The organism is Streptomyces sp. NPDC020597, assembly GCF_044335095.1.
GTDB lineage: Bacteria > Actinomycetota > Actinomycetes > Streptomycetales > Streptomycetaceae > Streptomyces.
Genome location: NZ_JBIRUL010000002.1, coordinates 315867 through 332335, shown reverse-complemented (window position 1 = coordinate 332335; position 16469 = coordinate 315867). Strand labels below are relative to the sequence as shown.

Genomic DNA, 16469 nt, shown 5'->3' with positions numbered 1-16469 from the left:
GGTCAGAGGTTGGTGAGGTCGGCCGGGATCCTCGCCTCGCAGCCGTCCCGCAGGACCGTCGCCTCGATCAGGCCGTAGGGCCGGTCGGCCGCGAAGTACACCTCGTTGTCGTTCTTCAGCCCGAACGGCTGCAGATCGACGAGGAAGTGGTGCTTGTTCGGCAGCGAGAAGCGGACCTCGTCGATCTCGTCGCGCCGGTCGATGATGCGCGAGCCCATCTCGTACAGGGTCTGCTGGAGGGACAGCGAGTACGTCTCGGCGAAGGCCTGCAGCATGTGCTTCCTCACCTGCTCGTAGGACGTCTCCCAGTCCGGCGCCGGCTGCTCGTCGTCCGACCAGCGAAAGCGCCAGCGGGCCGAGACCTGGGTGGCCAGGATGCGGTCGTGTGCCTCGGGGAGCGTCGTGTACTTGTCCTTGACGTAACCCCAGAACTCGGAGTCCGTCGAGTTCATCACGACCAGGTCCTTGAGCCCGGAGACGACCTCCCACGACGAACCGTCGTAGGTGATCTGGGTGAGCCGTGTCTCCTGGCCCTTGCGCACGAACGAGTGCCGGGGCTCGTCCGCGCCGGAGGATCGGGGTGCCGCGCCGCCGGACCGGGAGGAGGTGTCACCGGATCGGGAGGCTGTGGCGGAGGTGTCGATCCGCTCCCAAGCGTACTCCTCGACGCGGATCCGGGCCTTCTCTATGGGGTCCTGCGAGGTGACGAAGTGCCGGGCGAGGTGGATGCCGAACTGCTCGGCGGACTCGATGCCGTGCTCCTTGGCGAACGCGTACACCGTGTTCTTGGTGGTGTCGGTCGGCAGGACGTTGGCGTTCGAGCCGGAGTAGTGGACCTCGTCCATGTCGCCGCTCAGCGCGACGGAGACGTTGAGGTCCTTGATGTGGTGGGTGGCGCCGTCCCGCGTGATCCTCACGACGCGGTTCTCGGCCTTGCCGTACTGGTTCTGCCCCAGAAGCACGGGGCGCCCCGGGCGGGGGTGGTCTGCCATGTCTGCTAGCTCCCTCGGTATACGGAGTAGCCGAACGGGTTGAGCAGCAGCGGCACGTGGTAGTGCTCGCCCGGCACGACGGCGAACGTGATCGCCACCTCCGGGAAGAACACCGCCGGGGCGCCGCTGTCCCGATGCGCGGGGGCGTCCTGCTGCGGATCGGCTCGCTTGTTCTCGAAGTACGGCTCCACGGCGAAGTCGAGCCGTACGTGGGCGGTCCCTTCCGGCAGCGCCGGCAGGTCCCTGCACCGTCCGTCCGCGTCGGTCGCGGACCCGCCGAGCGCCTGCCAGTCGGCGTCCCGGCCCGGGCGGGCGAGGAGCCGGACGGCGACGCCCTCGGCGGGGCGGCCTGCGGAGGTGTCCAGGATGTGGGTGGACACCGAGGCGGTGGTGCTGGTGCTCATGGCGGCCTTCAGTCCTCTTCGACGAGTCGGGCGAGGCGGATGCGGTTGATCCTGCCCAGTTCGGTGCGGACGATCTCGCGCTCGCGCTCCGGCGCGTTGCCGAGGCGCTCGCGCACCGCGTCGCGCATCTGCTCGCCGGTGCGACCGGTGGCGCAGATCAGGAAGACGTGGCCGAACTTCTCCTGGTAGGCCAGGTTGAGTTCGAGCATCTCCGCCTTGAGCTGCTCGGAGGCGGAGGCCATGCCGCGCTGTTCGCGGGCCGACGTCGCGTCACCCGGCAGGGGGCGGCCGATCGGCGGGTGCCCGGCCATCGCCTCCGCGAGGCCGGCGGCGTCCAGAGCGGCCGTGGCGGCGTCGCTCACCGCGTAGAGGTCGTCGGCGGCGGTGTACGGGCGGGCCGCGAGGAGCCGGTCGGCCCACGCCGAGGAGGCGCACACCTCATGGAGCGCGGCGAGGGCCGCGGCCTCCTCGAGATGGTTGAACCGGGCGAGGCCCGGGGGCGGGGAAGTCGACGTCACGGAAGCCTCCGTGGCCGCGGCGGGCGGCCTTCGTACGTGAGCGGGCTGTCGCCAGCTAACGCCCCCCGACGACCCCACGTCAACACTTTGTTGAAAATTCTGGGTGACGAACCCTGCCGCGCCGGAGCGGTCGCGGGCCGCTCAGACGCCCTTGTCCCGGTTGAGGTAGTTGTAGACGGTGAAGCGGCTCACCCCGAGCGCGCTCGCCACCGTCTCCACGCCGTGCCGCACAGAAAAGGCGCCGCGCGCCTCGAGTATCCGCACGACCTCCTGCTTGGCCTTGCGGTCCAGATCGGCGAGCGGCTTGCCCTTCCTGCGCTCCATGGCGGCCAGGATGTGGTCGAGGGAGTCGGCGAGCTGGGGCAGACGCACGGCGACGGCCTCGACGCCCTGCCAGGTCAGCACGACGTCCTCGGCCCCGGCCTCGTCCGGCGGGAGCATCTCGCCGCCCATCGCGTCGACCAGCGGCTTCACGGCCGCGATGAAGGCGTCGTCGTCCGCGGCGGCGCTCATCGGGCCGCCCCGCCCACGCCGCCGGTCGCGTCCGGCGCGTCGCCGATGACGTTGACCTGCAGCGAGATCCGGGTGGCGCCCGCGCCGAGGGACGTGCGCAGCAGGTCGCCCACCGCGGCGAGCACGGCGTCGGCGGCGCCCTCCGCGGTGTTGCCGAAGGGGCCGACGTCCACCGCGTCCAGGGCCGCCTCCTCGATCACCGCACGGGCGGCCAGCGCGTGCGCCGGCGCCTCGTCGAGATCGAAGGGCTCGGTGGTGAACTCCACTTTCAGTCGCATCGCGCCCCCACACCTCTCCGAACGGGACCGGGCCGACGACGCCCGGACCCCGACCCTAACGGACCCGGCCGACACGCACCCGGGAGTCGGGCAGGCCCCCGGCGGCCGACCGCCCACGGGAGCGCCCCCGCCCGAGGGCCCGGCGGGCCCCCGCACTCCGCCACCCCCTTGACAAGTCCCGCAGCCCGGCGGCAATCTTCCAATAAGTAGAAATCAATTTCCGCATTATGGAAATTCTGACGGACATCTCGGCACGGAAGGGAGCGCGGAACCCCATGGGCTTCGATGAGCAGCGCTTCAACGTCAACCTGTCGATCCTCTTCACGGAACTCCCGCTCCTCGAGCGCCCCGCGGCAGCCGCCGCGGCCGGCTTCACCGCGGTCGAGCTGTGGTGGCCCTGGATCGACTCCCCCACCCCCGACCGGTCCGAGCTCGACGCGCTCGGGAAGGCGATCGAGGCGGCGGGCGTCCGGCTCACGGGCCTCAACTTCTACGCCGGACGGCTCCCGGGCCCGGACCGCGGCGCGCTGTCGATCCCCGGCGCGGAATCGGACCGCTTCCGCGCCAACGTCGACGTGGCCGCCGACTTCGCCGGCTCCCTCGGCTGCACGGCGCTCAACGCGCTCTACGGCAACCGGGTCGACGGCGTCGACCCGGCCGAGCAGGACGCGCTCGCGCTGGAGAACCTGTTGCTCGCCGCCCGCGCTGCCCACCGGATCGGCGCGATCCTGCTGATCGAGGCGCTGAACCGGCCCGAGTCGCCGCACTACCCCCTGGTGAGCGCGGCGGCCGCGGTCGGCGTCGTCGACAGGGTCAACGAGGCGAGCGGACTGGGCAACGCGAAGTTCCTGATGGACCTCTACCACCTGTCCAGGAACGGCGAGGACCTGCCGTCGGTGATCGAGCGGTACGCCTCGTCGACGGGGCACGTGCAGATCGCCGACGATCCGGGCCGCGGCGCGCCGGGCACGGGTTCGCTCCCGCTGGAGGAGCTGCTCGGCCTGCTGCGCAGGGCCGGCTACGACGGCTGGACCGGCCTCGAGTACAAGCCCGGCGACAGGCCGAGTTCCGAGGCCTTCGAGTGGCTCCCGCGCGCCGCCCGCTGAACGTCCCGCCCCCGCACCGCAGTCAGAGAGGATCCGCATGACCACCCTCCCCAAGATCGCCTGGATCGGCCTCGGCATCATGGGCTCCCCCATGTCCGAGAACCTGCTCAAGGCGGGTTACGACATCACCGGCTTCACCCTGGAACAGGACAAGCTGGACCGTCTGGCGCGCGCCGGCGGCACCGCGGCCGGGTCTCTCGCCGAGGCCGTGCGGGACGCCGACGTGATCATCACGATGGTGCCCGCCTCGCCGCAGGTCGAGGCCGTCGCCCACGGCCCGGACGGCATCCTCGAGAACGCCCGGTCCGGCGCGCTCCTCATCGACATGTCCTCGATCACCCCGCAGACCTCCGTCGACCTGGCGAAGGCGGCGGCCGACAAGGGCATCCGCGTGCTCGACGCCCCGGTGTCCGGCGGCGAGGCCGGCGCGATCGAGGCGGTGCTGTCCATCATGGTCGGCGGCGAGCAGGCCGACTTCGACGAGGCCCGGCCGCTCTTCGACGCCCTCGGCACGACGGTCGTGCTGTGCGGCCCGCACGGCTCGGGCCAGACCGTGAAGGCCGCCAACCAGCTGATCGTCGCCGTCAACATCCAGGCGTGCGCGGAGGCCGTGGTCTTCCTGGAGAAGTCGGGCGTGGACCTCGCGGCGGCCCTCGACGTCCTGGGCGGCGGCCTGGCCGGCTCGACCGTCCTGACGCGCAAGAAGGACAACTTCCTCGGCCGGGACTTCACGCCGGGCTTCCGGATCGACCTGCACCACAAGGACATGGGCATCGTCACCGACGCCGCCCGCGGCGTGGGCGCGGCCCTGCCGGTGGGCGCCGTGGTCGCCCAGCTGATCGCGAGCCTGCGGGCACAGGGCGACGGCGGGCTGGACCACTCCGCCCTGCTGCGGGCGGTGGAGCGGCTCTCCGGCGCACGGGTGTGACCCTCCCCGCCCCCTCTGCTTCCGGGCGGCGCCGCCGCCGACATCTGTCCTGTCGCGCCCAGGCGTCGGCGCCGCCCGGAATCCACCGAACCCACTCGACACCGGTTTCTCCGGCGGCGGACACCGCCGCCGCAGAGCCCCCGAAACGGCCCGCACCGGCCGGCCGGCCCGGATGAGGGGCTACCGGCCGGCATCGTGCGGGCGCCACGAGGACCGCGGCGGCGTGTGAGCCAGTGCGGTGGTGAAGGACCCGGTCCGCCCTCTCCGACCTGAGGGAAGGGCGACCCGGTTCCGTCACACCCGCCGCGGTCCCGGTTCGTCGCCGAAGCCCCGCCCGTCGGCGCGAACGCACTGTCGCGTCCGGCGGCGCGAACGTCCTGTCGCGTCCGGTCCCGCGCCGCCCGGGCGGCCGAGCACGACAGCCCAGCGCTCCCCCGCCGGCACCGCGCCGGACGAGGAGCGCTGCACGTCGTGGCGTGCCCGCTCCTCCGTGCCGCGCTGTCCCGCCCTCCCGCCGTGACGGCGGCGCCCGCGGTGTCCCTTGCCGTGCCGTGGGCGCGCGGTTCGCCGCACGGTGCCATGCGGGCCGCCGCCCCCTTGTCGTGCCGGGGCCGCCGTCCGCCGACGCGCGGTGGCCCCCGTCGGCCGAGCCCCGCCCGCACCGGGACGCCGTCCGCCGACCGCACCGTGGTGTGTCCCGCCGTGCCGCGACGCGTCGTGCCGTGCCTGCCGCCGACATGCGGATCGGCCCCTGCCGCAGGACGCTGAAGGCATGGGCGATCCGACGCGGCATCCGCACATCGTGGTTCATCCCCCGGCGCTGGACGGGTCGCGCCGGGTCACCTCGGGCGACGCCGTGCTCGGGGTCGCCTCGCATCTCGACGACGTCGTCGAGCTCCTGCGCCTGGCCGACCTCCTCGACCGGACCGCGGTGGAGCGCGGCGACCTCGTCGAATGGCAGGGCGGCGGCCCCGACGACTGGCCGGGCCTGTCGGAGGAACACCACGAAAGGTGAGTCGCGGGCGACGGCTCGCGGGCGGCCGCACAGGCGCTCCCGGGACCCCCGCCCGGGCGCGACGCGGTCCGTAACCTCAAATCAACCTCTGAACGGTGCTCAGCAGGCTTCGGCCGCCCCCCGGACGGGGCACATTGTGTGCATGCGGGGTCCGCCGGCACGGGGGCGGCGGACCCCGCCCGTCCGAGGGGGACGGACACGGAAGGGGCGGCCCGTCCTGAGGACGGGCCGCCCCTTCTTTCACCCCGTGCGTGCGGTCAGACCTTCAGCGTCCTGATCGCGGTGGGCGCGTGCCCGGGCTCGGTGGCGAGCTCCCCGAACTCCACGACGTCGCCGATGTCGTTGGTGACGCTCATCGCGATGTCGGTGACGCGCTCCAGGATCGCCTCGACGACGACCGGCACCCGGAACTCGGCCGCGAGCTTCTTCGCCCGCTCGAAGGCGGCTCCGAGCTCGGCCGGGTCCGTGACCCGGATCGCCTTGCAGCCCATACCCTCGGCGACCTTCACGTGGTCGACGCCGTACACGCCCAGTTCCGGCGCGTTGACGTTCTCGAACTCCAGCTTGACCTGGAAGTCGATGTCGAACGCCCGCTGCGCCTGCCGGATCAGCCCCAAGTAGGCGTTGTTGACGAGCACATGGACGTACGGGATCCGGTGCTGGGCGCCGACCGCCAGCTCCTCGATCATGAACTGGAAGTCGTAGTCCCCGGACAGGGCGACGACCTGCGCCCGCGGGTCCGCCCTGGCGACGCCGAGTGCCGCCGGGATCGTCCAGCCGAGCGGCCCCGCCTGGCCGCAGTTGATCCAGTGCCGCGGGCGGTGCACGTGCAGCATCTGGGCGCCCGCGATCTGCGACAGACCGATGGTGCTGACGTACCGCGTCTCGGGCCCGAAGGCCTTGTTCATCTCCTCGTAGACGCGCTGCGGCTTCATCGGGACGTCGTCGAAGTGCGTACGGCGCTGGAGGGTCGCCCGCCTGTGCTGCGCGTCCGCCGCCCACGCGGAGCGGTCGGGCAGCGTGCCCGCCGCCACCGCCTCCCGCGCCGCCTCGACGAGGAGCACGAGCGCCGCCTTCGCGTCCGACGCGATCCCGTAGTCGGGGGCGAAGATCCTGCCGATCTGGGTGGGCTCGACGTCGATGTGCACGAAGGTGCGGCCGGCCGTGTAGACGTCGAGGCGGCCGGTGTGGCGGTTGGCCCAGCGGTTGCCGATGCCGAGGACGAAGTCGGACTCCAGGAAGGTCGCGTTGCCGAAACGGTGCGAGGTCTGCAGGCCGACCATGCCGGCGTTCAGCTCGTGGTCGTCCGGGATCGCACCCCAGCCCATCAGCGTCGGCACCACCGGAGTTCCCGTCAACTCGGCGAACTCCACAAGGAGTTCGGTGGCGTCGGCCGAGATGACGCCACCGCCCGCGACGATCAGCGGCCGCTCGGACGCGTTCAGCATCCGCAGGGCCTTCTCGATCTGCGGGCGGGTCGCGGCCGGCTTGTACACGGGCAGCGGCGCGTAGGTGTCCGGGTCGAACTCGATCTCCGTCTGCTGGACGTCGACGGGCAGGTCGATCAGGACCGGCCCCGGCCGTCCGGAACGCATCAGATGGAACGCCTGCTGGAAGACGCCGGGAACCTGTGCGGCCTCCAGGACGGTGACCGCCATCTTGGTCACCGGAGCGGCGATCGCGGCGATGTCGACGGCCTGGAAGTCCTCCTTGTGGATCACGGCGGTCGGCGCCTGGCCGGTGATGCACAGGATCGGGATCGAGTCGCCGATGGCGGAGTACAGCCCCGTGATCATGTCGGTGCCCGCAGGGCCCGACGTGCCGACGCAGACCCCGATGTTGCCCGGGTGGGTGCGGGTGTAGCCCTCGGCCATGTGCGAGGCGCCCTCGACGTGGCGGGCCAGCGTGTGCTCGACGCCCCCGGCGGCCCCGAGCGCCGCATAGAAGGGGTTGATCGCCGCGCCGGGGACACCGAACGCGCTGGTGACGCCCTCGAGCTTGAGGATCTCGACTGCCGCACGGGCAGCGGTCATACGAGCCATGGAGTACTCCTGCTTCGACTGCTTCAGATGGTTCAGCTGTCGGATTCGCTCTCCCGTCGCGCCCCGCGGTGAGCCCTTCCCTGTGTTTCCGCTTGTTTCTGCCTGTTTCCGCTTGCTTCCGTTCGTTCCGGCTTTGTTTCGCGGCGCCCTGCAGCGCGCGTCATCGCTCGCTTGAGCGAGCATTCCGTAATGCGGAAAACTTTTTCTGCTATCTGGAAGCAATGTAAAGGGGGGCGCGAAGGTCGTCAAGAGAAGGACAGGCGGGTGCCGGAGGAGGACGATGGGGGTCATGTCCGAGAGCGTGCCGGTGCGCTGCCCGGCCTGCCGGCGGCAGCACCACTACACCGCGCCGTCCTATCCGTGCGCCTGCGGCGCCCCCGTCACGCCGGCGATCGACCGGCGTGCGGCCCCGGACGCCGTCGCGCACCGGTCGTGGGACGACGAGTGGATCGCCCTGCGGTGTCCCGTGTGCGGGCGCCGGGACCAGTGGCCGCACCCGGAACTGGGCTGCGCCTGCGGGACGGTGCTGCGCCTCGCCCTGAGCGACCCGCACGCCGAGCCGGCCGCCGAGCCGGCCGCGGACCCCTCCGGGGGCCGCTCCTGCGCGGACGCCGCCGCCGGGCCGGGCCCCGAGCCGGCGTCACCCGCACCGGCGCCCGCGCCGGATCCCGCACCGCCCGGCCCCGGGCCGACGTCGACCACGCGTACCGCGACCTCGCGGACCCCGGCGCCGCAGCCCCGCCCGCAGACGCCGCAGCCGCACACCCCGGCCTCGCGGACGCCGGCGGCCCCACCGCCTGCCGCGCCGCGCAGCGCCTTCCGTCCCGTCGCCATCCGCACGGCCCGCGACGCGGTCACCTCGGCGGCGCTCTATCTGAACTGGCTCGGGCACCGGGACGTCCGGCGGGCCGACCAGCGCCCCACCTCCGGCATCGGCCTCGCCTCGCGCGGGCTCCTGGCCCAGGTGGACCCGAGCGTGCGGCCCGCCTCGCTGCGGGACGTGGAGTGCCTGTGGCTGACGGCCATGACCGAGTCGGCGGAGTGCGTCTACTTCTCGCTCGCCGGGTACGCGGACGACGCCCGCGCCCGGGCCGACCAGCTGCGCGTACCGCTGTTCGTGCTGGACCTCACCGGCACCCCGCAGCCGGTCAACCCGACGGCCGACGCCCTCGACGCCCGGGGCGGCTGACACGGCCGGGGCGGCGAGGGCGGTCCGGGCGCGCGCTCTGTTCGCGACGCGCCCTCAGAGGGCGTACTTCTCGCGCAGCTCGATCTTGCGCACCTTGCCCGACACGGTCATGGGGAAGGCGTCCAGGATCTGCAGCCTGCTGGGGATCTTGTAGTGCGCCAAGCGGCCCTCGCAGTACGTGCGCAGCTCCTCCAGCGTCAGGGGGGCCGCCGGGTCCGCCGGGATCACGCAGGCGAGGACCTCCTCGCCGTACCTCTCGTGCGGGACGCCGACGACCTGGACGTCCCTGATCCCGGGGTGGCCGTACAGGAACTCCTCGATCTCGCGCGGGTAGATGTTCTCCCCGCCCCGAATGATCATGTCCTTGATGCGGCCGACGATCTCCACGTAACCGTCCTCCCGCATCACCGCCAGGTCCCCGGTGTGCATCCAGCGTCCCGCGTCGATCACCTCGGCGGTCTTCTCGGGTTCGTTCCAGTAACCGAGCATCACGCTGTATCCGCGGGTGCAGAGTTCACCGGCGACGCCGCGCGGCCGGGTCACGCCGTCCACCGGGTCGACGACCTTCACCTCGATGTGCGGCAGGGCGCGGCCGACGGTGCCGGTGCGATGCTCCAGATCGTCGTCCCGGTGGGTCTGGGTGGAGACGGGCGAGGTCTCGGTCATGCCGTAACAGATCGACACCTGCGCCATGTTCATCTCGGCGACCACCCTCTTCATCACCTCCGCCGGGCACGGCGAGCCCGCCATGATGCCGGTGCGCAGCGACGACAGGTCGTACGCCCCGAAGTCGGGCAGGTTCAGCTCGGCGATGAACATGGTCGGCACGCCGTACAGGGAGGTGCACCGCTCCTGCTGGACCGCCTCCAGCGTGGCCTTCGGGTCGAAGGACGCGGCCGGGACGACGATGCACGCGCCGTGCGACGTGGCCGCCAGGTTCCCCATCACCATGCCGAAACAGTGGTAGAAGGGCACCGGAACGCAGATCCGGTCCTGCTCGGTGTAGGCGATCGCCTCCCCCACGGAGTAACCGTTGTTGAGAATGTTGTGGTGGGAGAGGGTGGCTCCCTTGGGGAAGCCCGTCGTGCCCGAGGTGTACTGGATGTTGACGGGGTCGTCGCAGGACAGCTCGCCCGCCCGGGCCGCCAGTTCCGCGCTCCGGTCCGAGCCGCCGCGCCCGAGGAACGCCGTCCAGCTCGGATCACCGATGTACACCGTCTCCCGCAGGTCCGGGCATCGGCCGCGGACCTGCTCGACCATCGCGCGGTAGTCGCTCGTCCGGTGGCTGAGGGAGGCGAACAGCAAGGAGATCCCGGCCTGTTTCAGAACGTACTCGACCTCGTGCGTGCGATAGGCCGGGTTGACGTTCACCATGATCGCGCCGACCCGGGCGGTGGCGTACTGCACCAGCACCCACTCCGCGCAGTTGACCGCCCAGCTGCCCACCCGGTCGCCCTTGGCGACCCCGCTCGCCAGCAGCGCGCAGGCCAGCCGGTCGACGTCCGCGCCGAACCGGGCGTAGGTCCAGCGCCGCCCGGACGGCACGTCGACCAGCGCCTCGCGGTCCGGCCATGCCGCCACCGCCCGGTCCAGGTTCTGCCCGACGGTGTCCCCGAGCAGCGCGGTCGTGCTGGTCCCGTGGGCGTACGAGGAGGCAGGGGCGGGGGCGGGGGCGGACGCGGTCCTGGGCGCGGACGGCGAGCCGGGCGCCGAAGGGGACTCGGGGGTCGAGGACGGGCCGCTCACCGGAAGTCCTCCTCGCGGTACTCGTCCGCGGAGCCCGCCGCCGTGGCCTCGCGCAGCTCGATGCGGCGGATCTTGCCGCTGACGGTCTTGGGCAGCGGCGCGAACTCCAGACGGCGGATCCGCTTGTACGCGGCGAGCACCTCGCGGGAGTGCTCGAAGAGCACCTTCGCCGTGTCGGGGCCCGGCTCCCAGCCCTCGGCGAGGACGACGTACGCCTTGGGGACGGCGAGGCGCAGCTCGTCGGGGGCGGGGACCACGGCCGCCTCCGCCACCGCCGCGTGCTCCAGCAGCGCGCTCTCCAGCTCGAAGGGGCTGATCTTGTAGTCGGACGCCTTGAAGACGTCGTCGGAGCGGCCGACGTAGGTGATGTAACCGCTCTCGTCACGGCTTCCGACGTCACCGGTGCGGTAGTAGCCGCCGGCCATCGCCTCGGCGCTGCGGTCGGGATCGCCGTGGTAGCCGGTCATCAGGCCCACCGGCCGTTCGGACAGGTCGAGCGCGATCTCGCCCTCCGTCGCGCCGGGCGCGCCCGACACCGGGTCGAGCAGCTCCACCCGGTATCCCGGGGCCGGCCTGCCCATCGAGCCGGTCTTCAGTCCCTGGCCGGGGCTGTTGGCGATCTGCACGGCCGTCTCGGTCTGGCCGAAGCCGTCCCGGACGGTCACTCCCCAGGCGCGGCGGACCTGCTCGACGACCTCGGGGTTGAGGGGCTCGCCCGCGGCCACCGCCTCGCGGGGCGGGGTGCGCAGCTGGGTGAGGTCGGCCTGGATGAGCATGCGCCAGACGGTGGGCGGGGCGCAGAAAGTCGTCACGCCCGCCCGGTCCATCTCCGCCATCAGCCGGGCCGGGTCGAAACGCGTGTAATTGTGGATGAAAACGGTTGCCTCGGCGTTCCACGGGGCGAAGAGATTGGACCAGGCGTGCTTGGCCCAGCCGGGCGAGGAGATGTTGAGGTGGACGTCGCCGGGCCGCAGCCCGATCCAGTACATCGTCGACAGGTGGCCGACCGGGTACGAGGTGTGGGTGTGTTCCACCAGCTTGGGCCGGGCGGTCGTGCCGGAGGTGAAGTAGAGCATCAGCGGGTCGTCGGCGAGCGTCGGGCCGTCCGGCGTGAAGCCGGCCGGGGCGCCGTAGGCCTCCTCGTACGGCTGCCAGCCCTCCGGCGCGCCGCCGACCGCGATGCGGGTGTAGTCGCCGGGGACCTCGTCGAACTTGACGGCGTCCGCGGACCGGACGAGAACGTGCCTGACCCGGCCGCGTTCCACACGGTCGGCCAGGTCGGCGGGGCCGAGCAACGGCGTCGCCGGGATGACGACGGCGCGCAGTTTCATCGCGGCCAGCGCGGTCTCCCAGAGTTCGGCCTGGTTGCCGAGCATGACGAGGATGCGGTCCTCGGCGACCACGCCGCGGCCGCGCAGCCAGTTCGCGACCCGGTCGGAGCGCTCCGACAGCTCGGCGAAGGTGCGGCGCGTTTCGGAACCGTCTTCCTCCACGATGTGCAGGGCGGTGCGCTCGTTGCCGTCGGCGATGGCGTCGAACCAGTCGAGGGCCCAGTTGAACCGTTCGGGGCGGGGCCACTCGAAACGCTCGTAAGCGGTTGTGTAGTCCTCGCGGTGTTCCAGCAGGAAGTCGCGGGCTCTGCGGAAGAGCTCCGTCGCCGTCATCTGTGTCCTCCTCGGTGCCGGACCATTGCCGGGCGGCTCTCCGCCATCGTGTAATCCGTGATGCAGGTCTCACTACCCCCGAACGGGGGTGTGCGGCACCACGCCGCGCGGAAAGGGCGAGAACGTGGCAGCAGACGCGGCCGGAACGGTGGAGATTCGCGGTGCGCTGATGCGGCTGCGCCGGGAGACCGGGCTGCCGGTCGCCTTCGGCGGTCTGGTGGAGCCCGGCCGGCAGCGGATGCGGATCAGCGAGTTCAGCGGCGCGGCCGGGGTCGCGCTGCGCGGGCTGGCGGTGACGTCGGGCAACGGGCTCGGCGGCAGGGCGGTGGCGCTGGCCCGCCCGTGTGCGGTGACCGACTACTCGCTCTCCCGGCAGATCAGTCACGAGTACGACGCCGCCGTCGCCGAGGAGGGGCTGCGCTCGGTGCTGGCGATCCCGGTGGTGGTGCGGCGCCGGGTGCGCGGGGTGCTGTACGGGGCCCTGCGCACGGCGCAGCCGCTCGGCGACCGCACGCTGACCGCGGCGGCGCAGGCGGCACGGGACGTGGAGCAGGCGCTGGTCGTCGAGGACGAGGTGCGCGGGCTGCTCGCGGCGGCCGGGCCGGACGCCGTGAGCGAGGGGGACGCCGCGGGGCCGGGCAGGGCCGCCCGCCGGGAGCAGGTGCGCGAGGCGCACGCGGCCCTGCGGGCCCTGGCGCCGCGGATCGCGGACCCCGCGCTGCGCGCCGAGCTCCTCGACGCGTGCGGGCTGCTGGCCACGGGCGCCCCGCAGGAGCCGTCGGGTCGGCCGGTGGTGCTGGCCCCGCGTGAGCTGGACGTGCTGGCGTGCGTGGCGGCGGGGGCGACGAACGGGGCGACCGCCGAGCGGCTGGGGCTGCGGCCGGAGACGGTCAAGGGCTACCTGAGGTCGGCGATGCGCAGACTGGGCGCGCACACCCGGGGGGAGGCGGTGGTCGCGGCCCGCAGGGCGGGTCTGCTGCCGTAGCGCGGGTATCCGGCGCGCCCTTCGACCGGGGCGCGGCAGGCACCTGGCGCGGCGGCCGGAGCACGGCGGAGGCAGCGATCACATCCGGCCAAGGAGGCCCGTCACGACAAGTAATCATTCACTCACCGTTGCTGTGAATTTCCGTATGCGTCACGTTGTTATATCCCTCACCACGATCCGCCTCCGAATTTCAAAGAGTCGTTGCCTAGAATTTGGCCCGGACACGACACTCGGAGGGGAGCGGTGACCGTGCGACGGGACTTCAAGGAGCCTGCCCGATGCCGCCCCGACCTGGTCATCGGCAGGGAGGAGCTGGTCACGGCAGCCCGTGACCAGCTGACGCGCGGCGGCAGTGTGCTGCTGCACGGCCCGGCCGGAATAGGAAAGTCGACCGTGCTGCGGGCATTGGCCGCGGATTACGGCGACGCGGCGCGCACCGTCCTGCGCTGCTCGGCGACCGAGTCCGAATCCCACCTCCCGTTCCTGGCCCTGGCGGACCTCTTCGGCCTCGTCCTGGACGAGGTCTCGGACAAGTTGCCCGCCGCCCAGCGCACCGCCCTGGAGTCGGCGCTCACCGGCCGCGGCGAGTCGACGCTGCAGCGCGACGGCCTCGCCCTGCGGCTGGCCGTCCTGTCGGCGCTGCGCGTCCTCGCCGCCGCCGGCCCCGTCCTGCTCGTCGCGGACGACCTTCAGTGGCTGGACTCGGCCAGCGCCGAGCTCCTCGGCTTCGCCGCCCGCCGGCTCGGCGACACCCCCGTCCAGCTGCTCTGCGCCGTCCGCACGGAGGGCCAGGAGTACGACCGGCATCTACGCGCGTCCCCGCCCGACACCCTCGCCGTCCGCCTCAACCCGCTCTCCCGCAACCAGGTCTCCGCGCTGCTCGACCACCGCGGCTACACCGACCTGCCCCGCTCCACGGTGCGGGAGATCCACCGCACCAGCGGCGGCAACCCGCTGTTCGCGCTGGAGCTCGGCCGCGCCCTCGGCGAGAACCCCACGCCGCCCCGCCCGGGCGAGCCGCTGCCGGTGCCGACCTCGCTGCGCGCCCTGGTCCTCAGCCGGCTGGACATGCTCTCCGACGAGGCCCGGCGCACCCTGCTGGTGGCCAGCGCCGGCGCCCGCCCCACACTGGCCCTGCTGCACGCGGCCGGCCGGGAGAACGCCGAGGCGGAGACCGCGCAGGCGGCGGCCCTCGGACTGCTCGCCACCGAGCCGGAGGGCCCGGCCGTCCGGTTCGCGCATCCGCTGATCTCCGCCGCGCTGTACGCGGAGGCGCCCGCGCAGGAGCGCCGGGCCGCGCACGCCGCGCTGTCCACCGCCGCCTCCGACCCGATCGAGCGGGCCCGCAACCTCGCCATGGCCACCACCGGCACCGACCCGGAGGTCGCCGCCCGGCTCGCCGAGGCCGCGGCCCTGGCCCGCGACCGGGGGGCGCCGTCGGTGGCCGCCGCGCTCGGGCTGCTCGCCGCCCGGCACACCCCGCCGGACGGCGTCCCCGGCCCGGACGGGCACCGGCTGTACGCCGCCGAGGACGCCATCACCGCCGGCGAGGTGGACCTTGCGCGGGACATCGCGCGCGAGGTGCTGACCCGGGCGACCGTGCCCGCCGACCGGATCCGCGCCTGGGAGGTGGTCATCGAGGCCGCCGGGCAGGCCCTCGGGGACGTCGACGCCGTCTTCCCGCAGGCCCTCGCCGACGCGGGCGAGGACCCCCGGCTGCTCGCCCTGGTCCACTACCACCTCGCCTGGCGCAAGCTGATCGTCGAGGGCGACTTCTCCGAGGCCCGGCAGGAGGCCGCGCACGCGGCGGAGCTGGCGGCGCGCGGCGGCGACCGGCGCACCGAGCTGATGGCGCTGTCGTTCCAGTCGTCCACCGAGACCCTGATGGGCCATCCGAACGCGCCCGCGACCATCAAGCAGGCCATGAGGGAGCCTCAGGACCCCTACGTGGCCTGCCACCACAACGGCGTCGGCGCGGCCAGGTTCCGCTGGCTGATGATGAGCGACCAGCTGCCCGAGGCCCGGTCGACCATCACCGCGCTGCTGCGCGAGGTCCGCCGGCGCGGCATGGTCGAGAGCGAGGTGCACTTCCAGCGCTTCCTCGCCGAGACCGAACTGCGCTCCGGGCACTGCGGACGCGCCCTCGACCTGGCCCGCGAAAGCCTCAGGCTGGCCCGCGACTCGGGCATCGGCCTCGGCGCCTCCGCGATGCTGGCCTCTCTCGCGGAGGCCTCGGGCGGCGACGTCGGACAGGCGCTGGCGCTGGCCCGGGAGGCGGCGGGGCGGGCCGAGGAGGACGGCGACCAGATGTACCTCTCGCGCGCCCTGGCCGCGCTGGGCCACGCCCAGTTCGTGGCCGGCGACGCGGCGGGCGCGGTCGGCTCGCTGCGCCGGGTGCGCGAGCTGGAGCAGGGCCTGGGCATCACCGACCCGGCGCGCGGCCGCTGGCAGGGCGACCTGGCCGAGGCGCTGGTACAGGTCGGCGAGCCGGGCGAGGCGCAGGACGTCATCGCCGTGACGCGCGAACACGCGCTGCGGCTGGACCGGGAGAGCGTGCTGGCCGTGCTGGACCGGGCGGAGGCCCTGGTACGCGCGGCGCTCGGCGACCACGAGGGGGCGCTGGCGCGGCTGACGTCCGTGCAGGACCGGCTCGCCAAGCTCGGCTACGGGCTGGAGGAGGCGCGGGCCGCGTTCGCGCTGGCCCGGCTGCGCACCGGGCGGCCGGGGCCGACGTCGTACGACGAGGCGGCACGGCTGTTCCGCAGGTGCCGGGCGCTGCCCTGGCTGCGTCAGGTGGACGAGGCCGCCGCACGGGGCGCGGGCGAGCCGCCCGCCGTCACCGCGCAGACCCCGCCCTCCGACGCGCTGGCGGGACTGGCCGCGATGGAGCGTCAGGTCGCGGCGCTCGTCATGGAGGGGGCGACCAACCGGGAGATCGCCGCGCGGCTGTTCATCAGCGTGAAGACCGTCGAAGCGACCCTGACCCGCGTCTACCGCAAGCTGGGGATCCGCTCGCGGGTGGACATCGTCCGGCTGGCGGCGGGGCGTCACGCGAAGTGAGGACCGCGCGGGTTAACTGCCCCTCGGGG

14 protein-coding genes are annotated in these 16469 nt (G+C 73.1%); 6 read left to right on the top strand and 8 right to left on the bottom strand.

The window, feature by feature from the left end:
• Positions 1–2: 2 nt before the first annotated feature.
• From pucL to ACH4ZA_RS05060, 5 genes are all read right to left on the bottom strand, one after another.
• Positions 3–992, bottom strand: a complete 990-nt coding sequence (gene pucL, locus ACH4ZA_RS05080; RefSeq protein ID WP_319280760.1) for a factor-independent urate hydroxylase — start codon at positions 990–992, stop codon at positions 3–5.
• A gap of 5 nt (positions 993–997) precedes the next feature.
• Complete coding sequence (uraH, locus tag ACH4ZA_RS05075; protein ID WP_319280758.1) at positions 998–1396, bottom strand: hydroxyisourate hydrolase; 399 nt, start codon at positions 1394–1396, stop codon at positions 998–1000.
• Positions 1397–1404: 8 nt separating this feature from the next.
• Entirely contained in the window at positions 1405–1914 is a 510-nt protein-coding gene (gene uraD / locus ACH4ZA_RS05070; protein WP_398428065.1) for a 2-oxo-4-hydroxy-4-carboxy-5-ureidoimidazoline decarboxylase, read from the bottom strand.
• 141 nt (positions 1915–2055) lie between these two features.
• Entirely contained in the window at positions 2056–2427 is a 372-nt protein-coding gene (locus tag ACH4ZA_RS05065) for a helix-turn-helix domain-containing protein (RefSeq protein ID WP_319280754.1), read from the bottom strand.
• A complete protein-coding gene (locus tag ACH4ZA_RS05060) occupies positions 2424–2705 on the bottom strand; it encodes a hypothetical protein (protein ID WP_319280752.1) in 282 nt (93 codons plus the stop codon). Before ACH4ZA_RS05060 ends, ACH4ZA_RS05065 begins: the two co-directional genes overlap by 4 nt.
• Positions 2706–2980: 275 nt before the next feature.
• Here ACH4ZA_RS05060 and ACH4ZA_RS05055 point away from each other — a divergent pair, with 275 nt between their 5' ends.
• The 3 genes from ACH4ZA_RS05055 to ACH4ZA_RS05045 all read left to right on the top strand — a co-directional run bounded on the left by ACH4ZA_RS05055 (position 2981) and on the right by ACH4ZA_RS05045 (position 5754).
• Positions 2981–3811 carry a TIM barrel protein gene (locus tag ACH4ZA_RS05055; protein WP_319280750.1) on the top strand — a complete coding sequence of 277 codons (831 nt, stop codon included), beginning with the start codon at positions 2981–2983 and terminating at the stop codon, positions 3809–3811.
• A gap of 37 nt (positions 3812–3848) precedes the next feature.
• Positions 3849–4739 carry a 2-hydroxy-3-oxopropionate reductase gene (locus ACH4ZA_RS05050; protein WP_398428064.1) on the top strand — a complete coding sequence of 297 codons (891 nt, stop codon included), beginning with the start codon at positions 3849–3851 and terminating at the stop codon, positions 4737–4739.
• Between the two features lie 772 nt (positions 4740–5511).
• The gene (locus ACH4ZA_RS05045; RefSeq protein ID WP_319280745.1) at positions 5512–5754 is read left to right on the top strand and encodes a hypothetical protein; all 243 of its coding nucleotides are present in this window, start codon (positions 5512–5514) and stop codon (positions 5752–5754) included.
• 257 nt (positions 5755–6011) lie between these two features.
• Here the strand turns inward: ACH4ZA_RS05045 and gcl are convergent, their stop codons facing one another.
• The gene (gene gcl, locus ACH4ZA_RS05040) at positions 6012–7796 is read right to left on the bottom strand and encodes a glyoxylate carboligase (protein ID WP_398428063.1); all 1785 of its coding nucleotides are present in this window, start codon (positions 7794–7796) and stop codon (positions 6012–6014) included.
• 289 nt (positions 7797–8085) lie between these two features.
• Here gcl and ACH4ZA_RS05035 point away from each other — a divergent pair, with 289 nt between their 5' ends.
• Positions 8086–8985, top strand: a complete 900-nt coding sequence (locus ACH4ZA_RS05035; protein ID WP_398428061.1) for a hypothetical protein — start codon at positions 8086–8088, stop codon at positions 8983–8985.
• Positions 8986–9039: 54 nt separating this feature from the next.
• Here the strand turns inward: ACH4ZA_RS05035 and ACH4ZA_RS05030 are convergent, their stop codons facing one another.
• Positions 9040–10605 carry an AMP-binding protein gene (locus ACH4ZA_RS05030; protein ID WP_398428250.1) on the bottom strand — a complete coding sequence of 522 codons (1566 nt, stop codon included), beginning with the start codon at positions 10603–10605 and terminating at the stop codon, positions 9040–9042.
• 122 nt (positions 10606–10727) lie between these two features.
• Positions 10728–12395, bottom strand: coding sequence for an AMP-binding protein (locus tag ACH4ZA_RS05025; protein WP_319281911.1), 1668 nt, complete (start codon positions 12393–12395; stop codon positions 10728–10730).
• Between the two features lie 124 nt (positions 12396–12519).
• On the opposite strand from ACH4ZA_RS05025, the gene ACH4ZA_RS05020 reads away from it, so the two are divergent.
• A complete protein-coding gene (locus ACH4ZA_RS05020; RefSeq protein WP_398428060.1) occupies positions 12520–13380 on the top strand; it encodes a response regulator transcription factor in 861 nt (286 codons plus the stop codon).
• A gap of 243 nt (positions 13381–13623) precedes the next feature.
• The gene (locus tag ACH4ZA_RS05015) at positions 13624–16440 is read left to right on the top strand and encodes an AAA family ATPase (protein WP_398428058.1); all 2817 of its coding nucleotides are present in this window, start codon (positions 13624–13626) and stop codon (positions 16438–16440) included.
• The last annotated feature ends 29 nt before the right edge of the window (positions 16441–16469 follow it).

Coding starts and splice junctions, on each gene's coding strand:
- pucL (WP_319280760.1), bottom strand. CDS start 992: ATGGCAGACCACCCCCGCCCGGGGCGCCCCGTGCTTCTGGGGCAGAAC.
- uraH (WP_319280758.1), bottom strand. CDS start 1,396: ATGAGCACCAGCACCACCGCCTCGGTGTCCACCCACATCCTGGACACC.
- ACH4ZA_RS05065 (WP_319280754.1), bottom strand. CDS start 2,427: ATGAGCGCCGCCGCGGACGACGACGCCTTCATCGCGGCCGTGAAGCCG.
- ACH4ZA_RS05060 (WP_319280752.1), bottom strand. CDS start 2,705: ATGCGACTGAAAGTGGAGTTCACCACCGAGCCCTTCGATCTCGACGAG.
- ACH4ZA_RS05055 (WP_319280750.1), top strand. CDS start 2,981: ATGGGCTTCGATGAGCAGCGCTTCAACGTCAACCTGTCGATCCTCTTC.
- ACH4ZA_RS05050 (WP_398428064.1), top strand. CDS start 3,849: ATGACCACCCTCCCCAAGATCGCCTGGATCGGCCTCGGCATCATGGGC.
- ACH4ZA_RS05045 (WP_319280745.1), top strand. CDS start 5,512: ATGGGCGATCCGACGCGGCATCCGCACATCGTGGTTCATCCCCCGGCG.
- gcl (WP_398428063.1), bottom strand. CDS start 7,796: ATGGCTCGTATGACCGCTGCCCGTGCGGCAGTCGAGATCCTCAAGCTC.
- ACH4ZA_RS05035 (WP_398428061.1), top strand. CDS start 8,086: ATGTCCGAGAGCGTGCCGGTGCGCTGCCCGGCCTGCCGGCGGCAGCAC.
- ACH4ZA_RS05025 (WP_319281911.1), bottom strand. CDS start 12,395: ATGACGGCGACGGAGCTCTTCCGCAGAGCCCGCGACTTCCTGCTGGAA.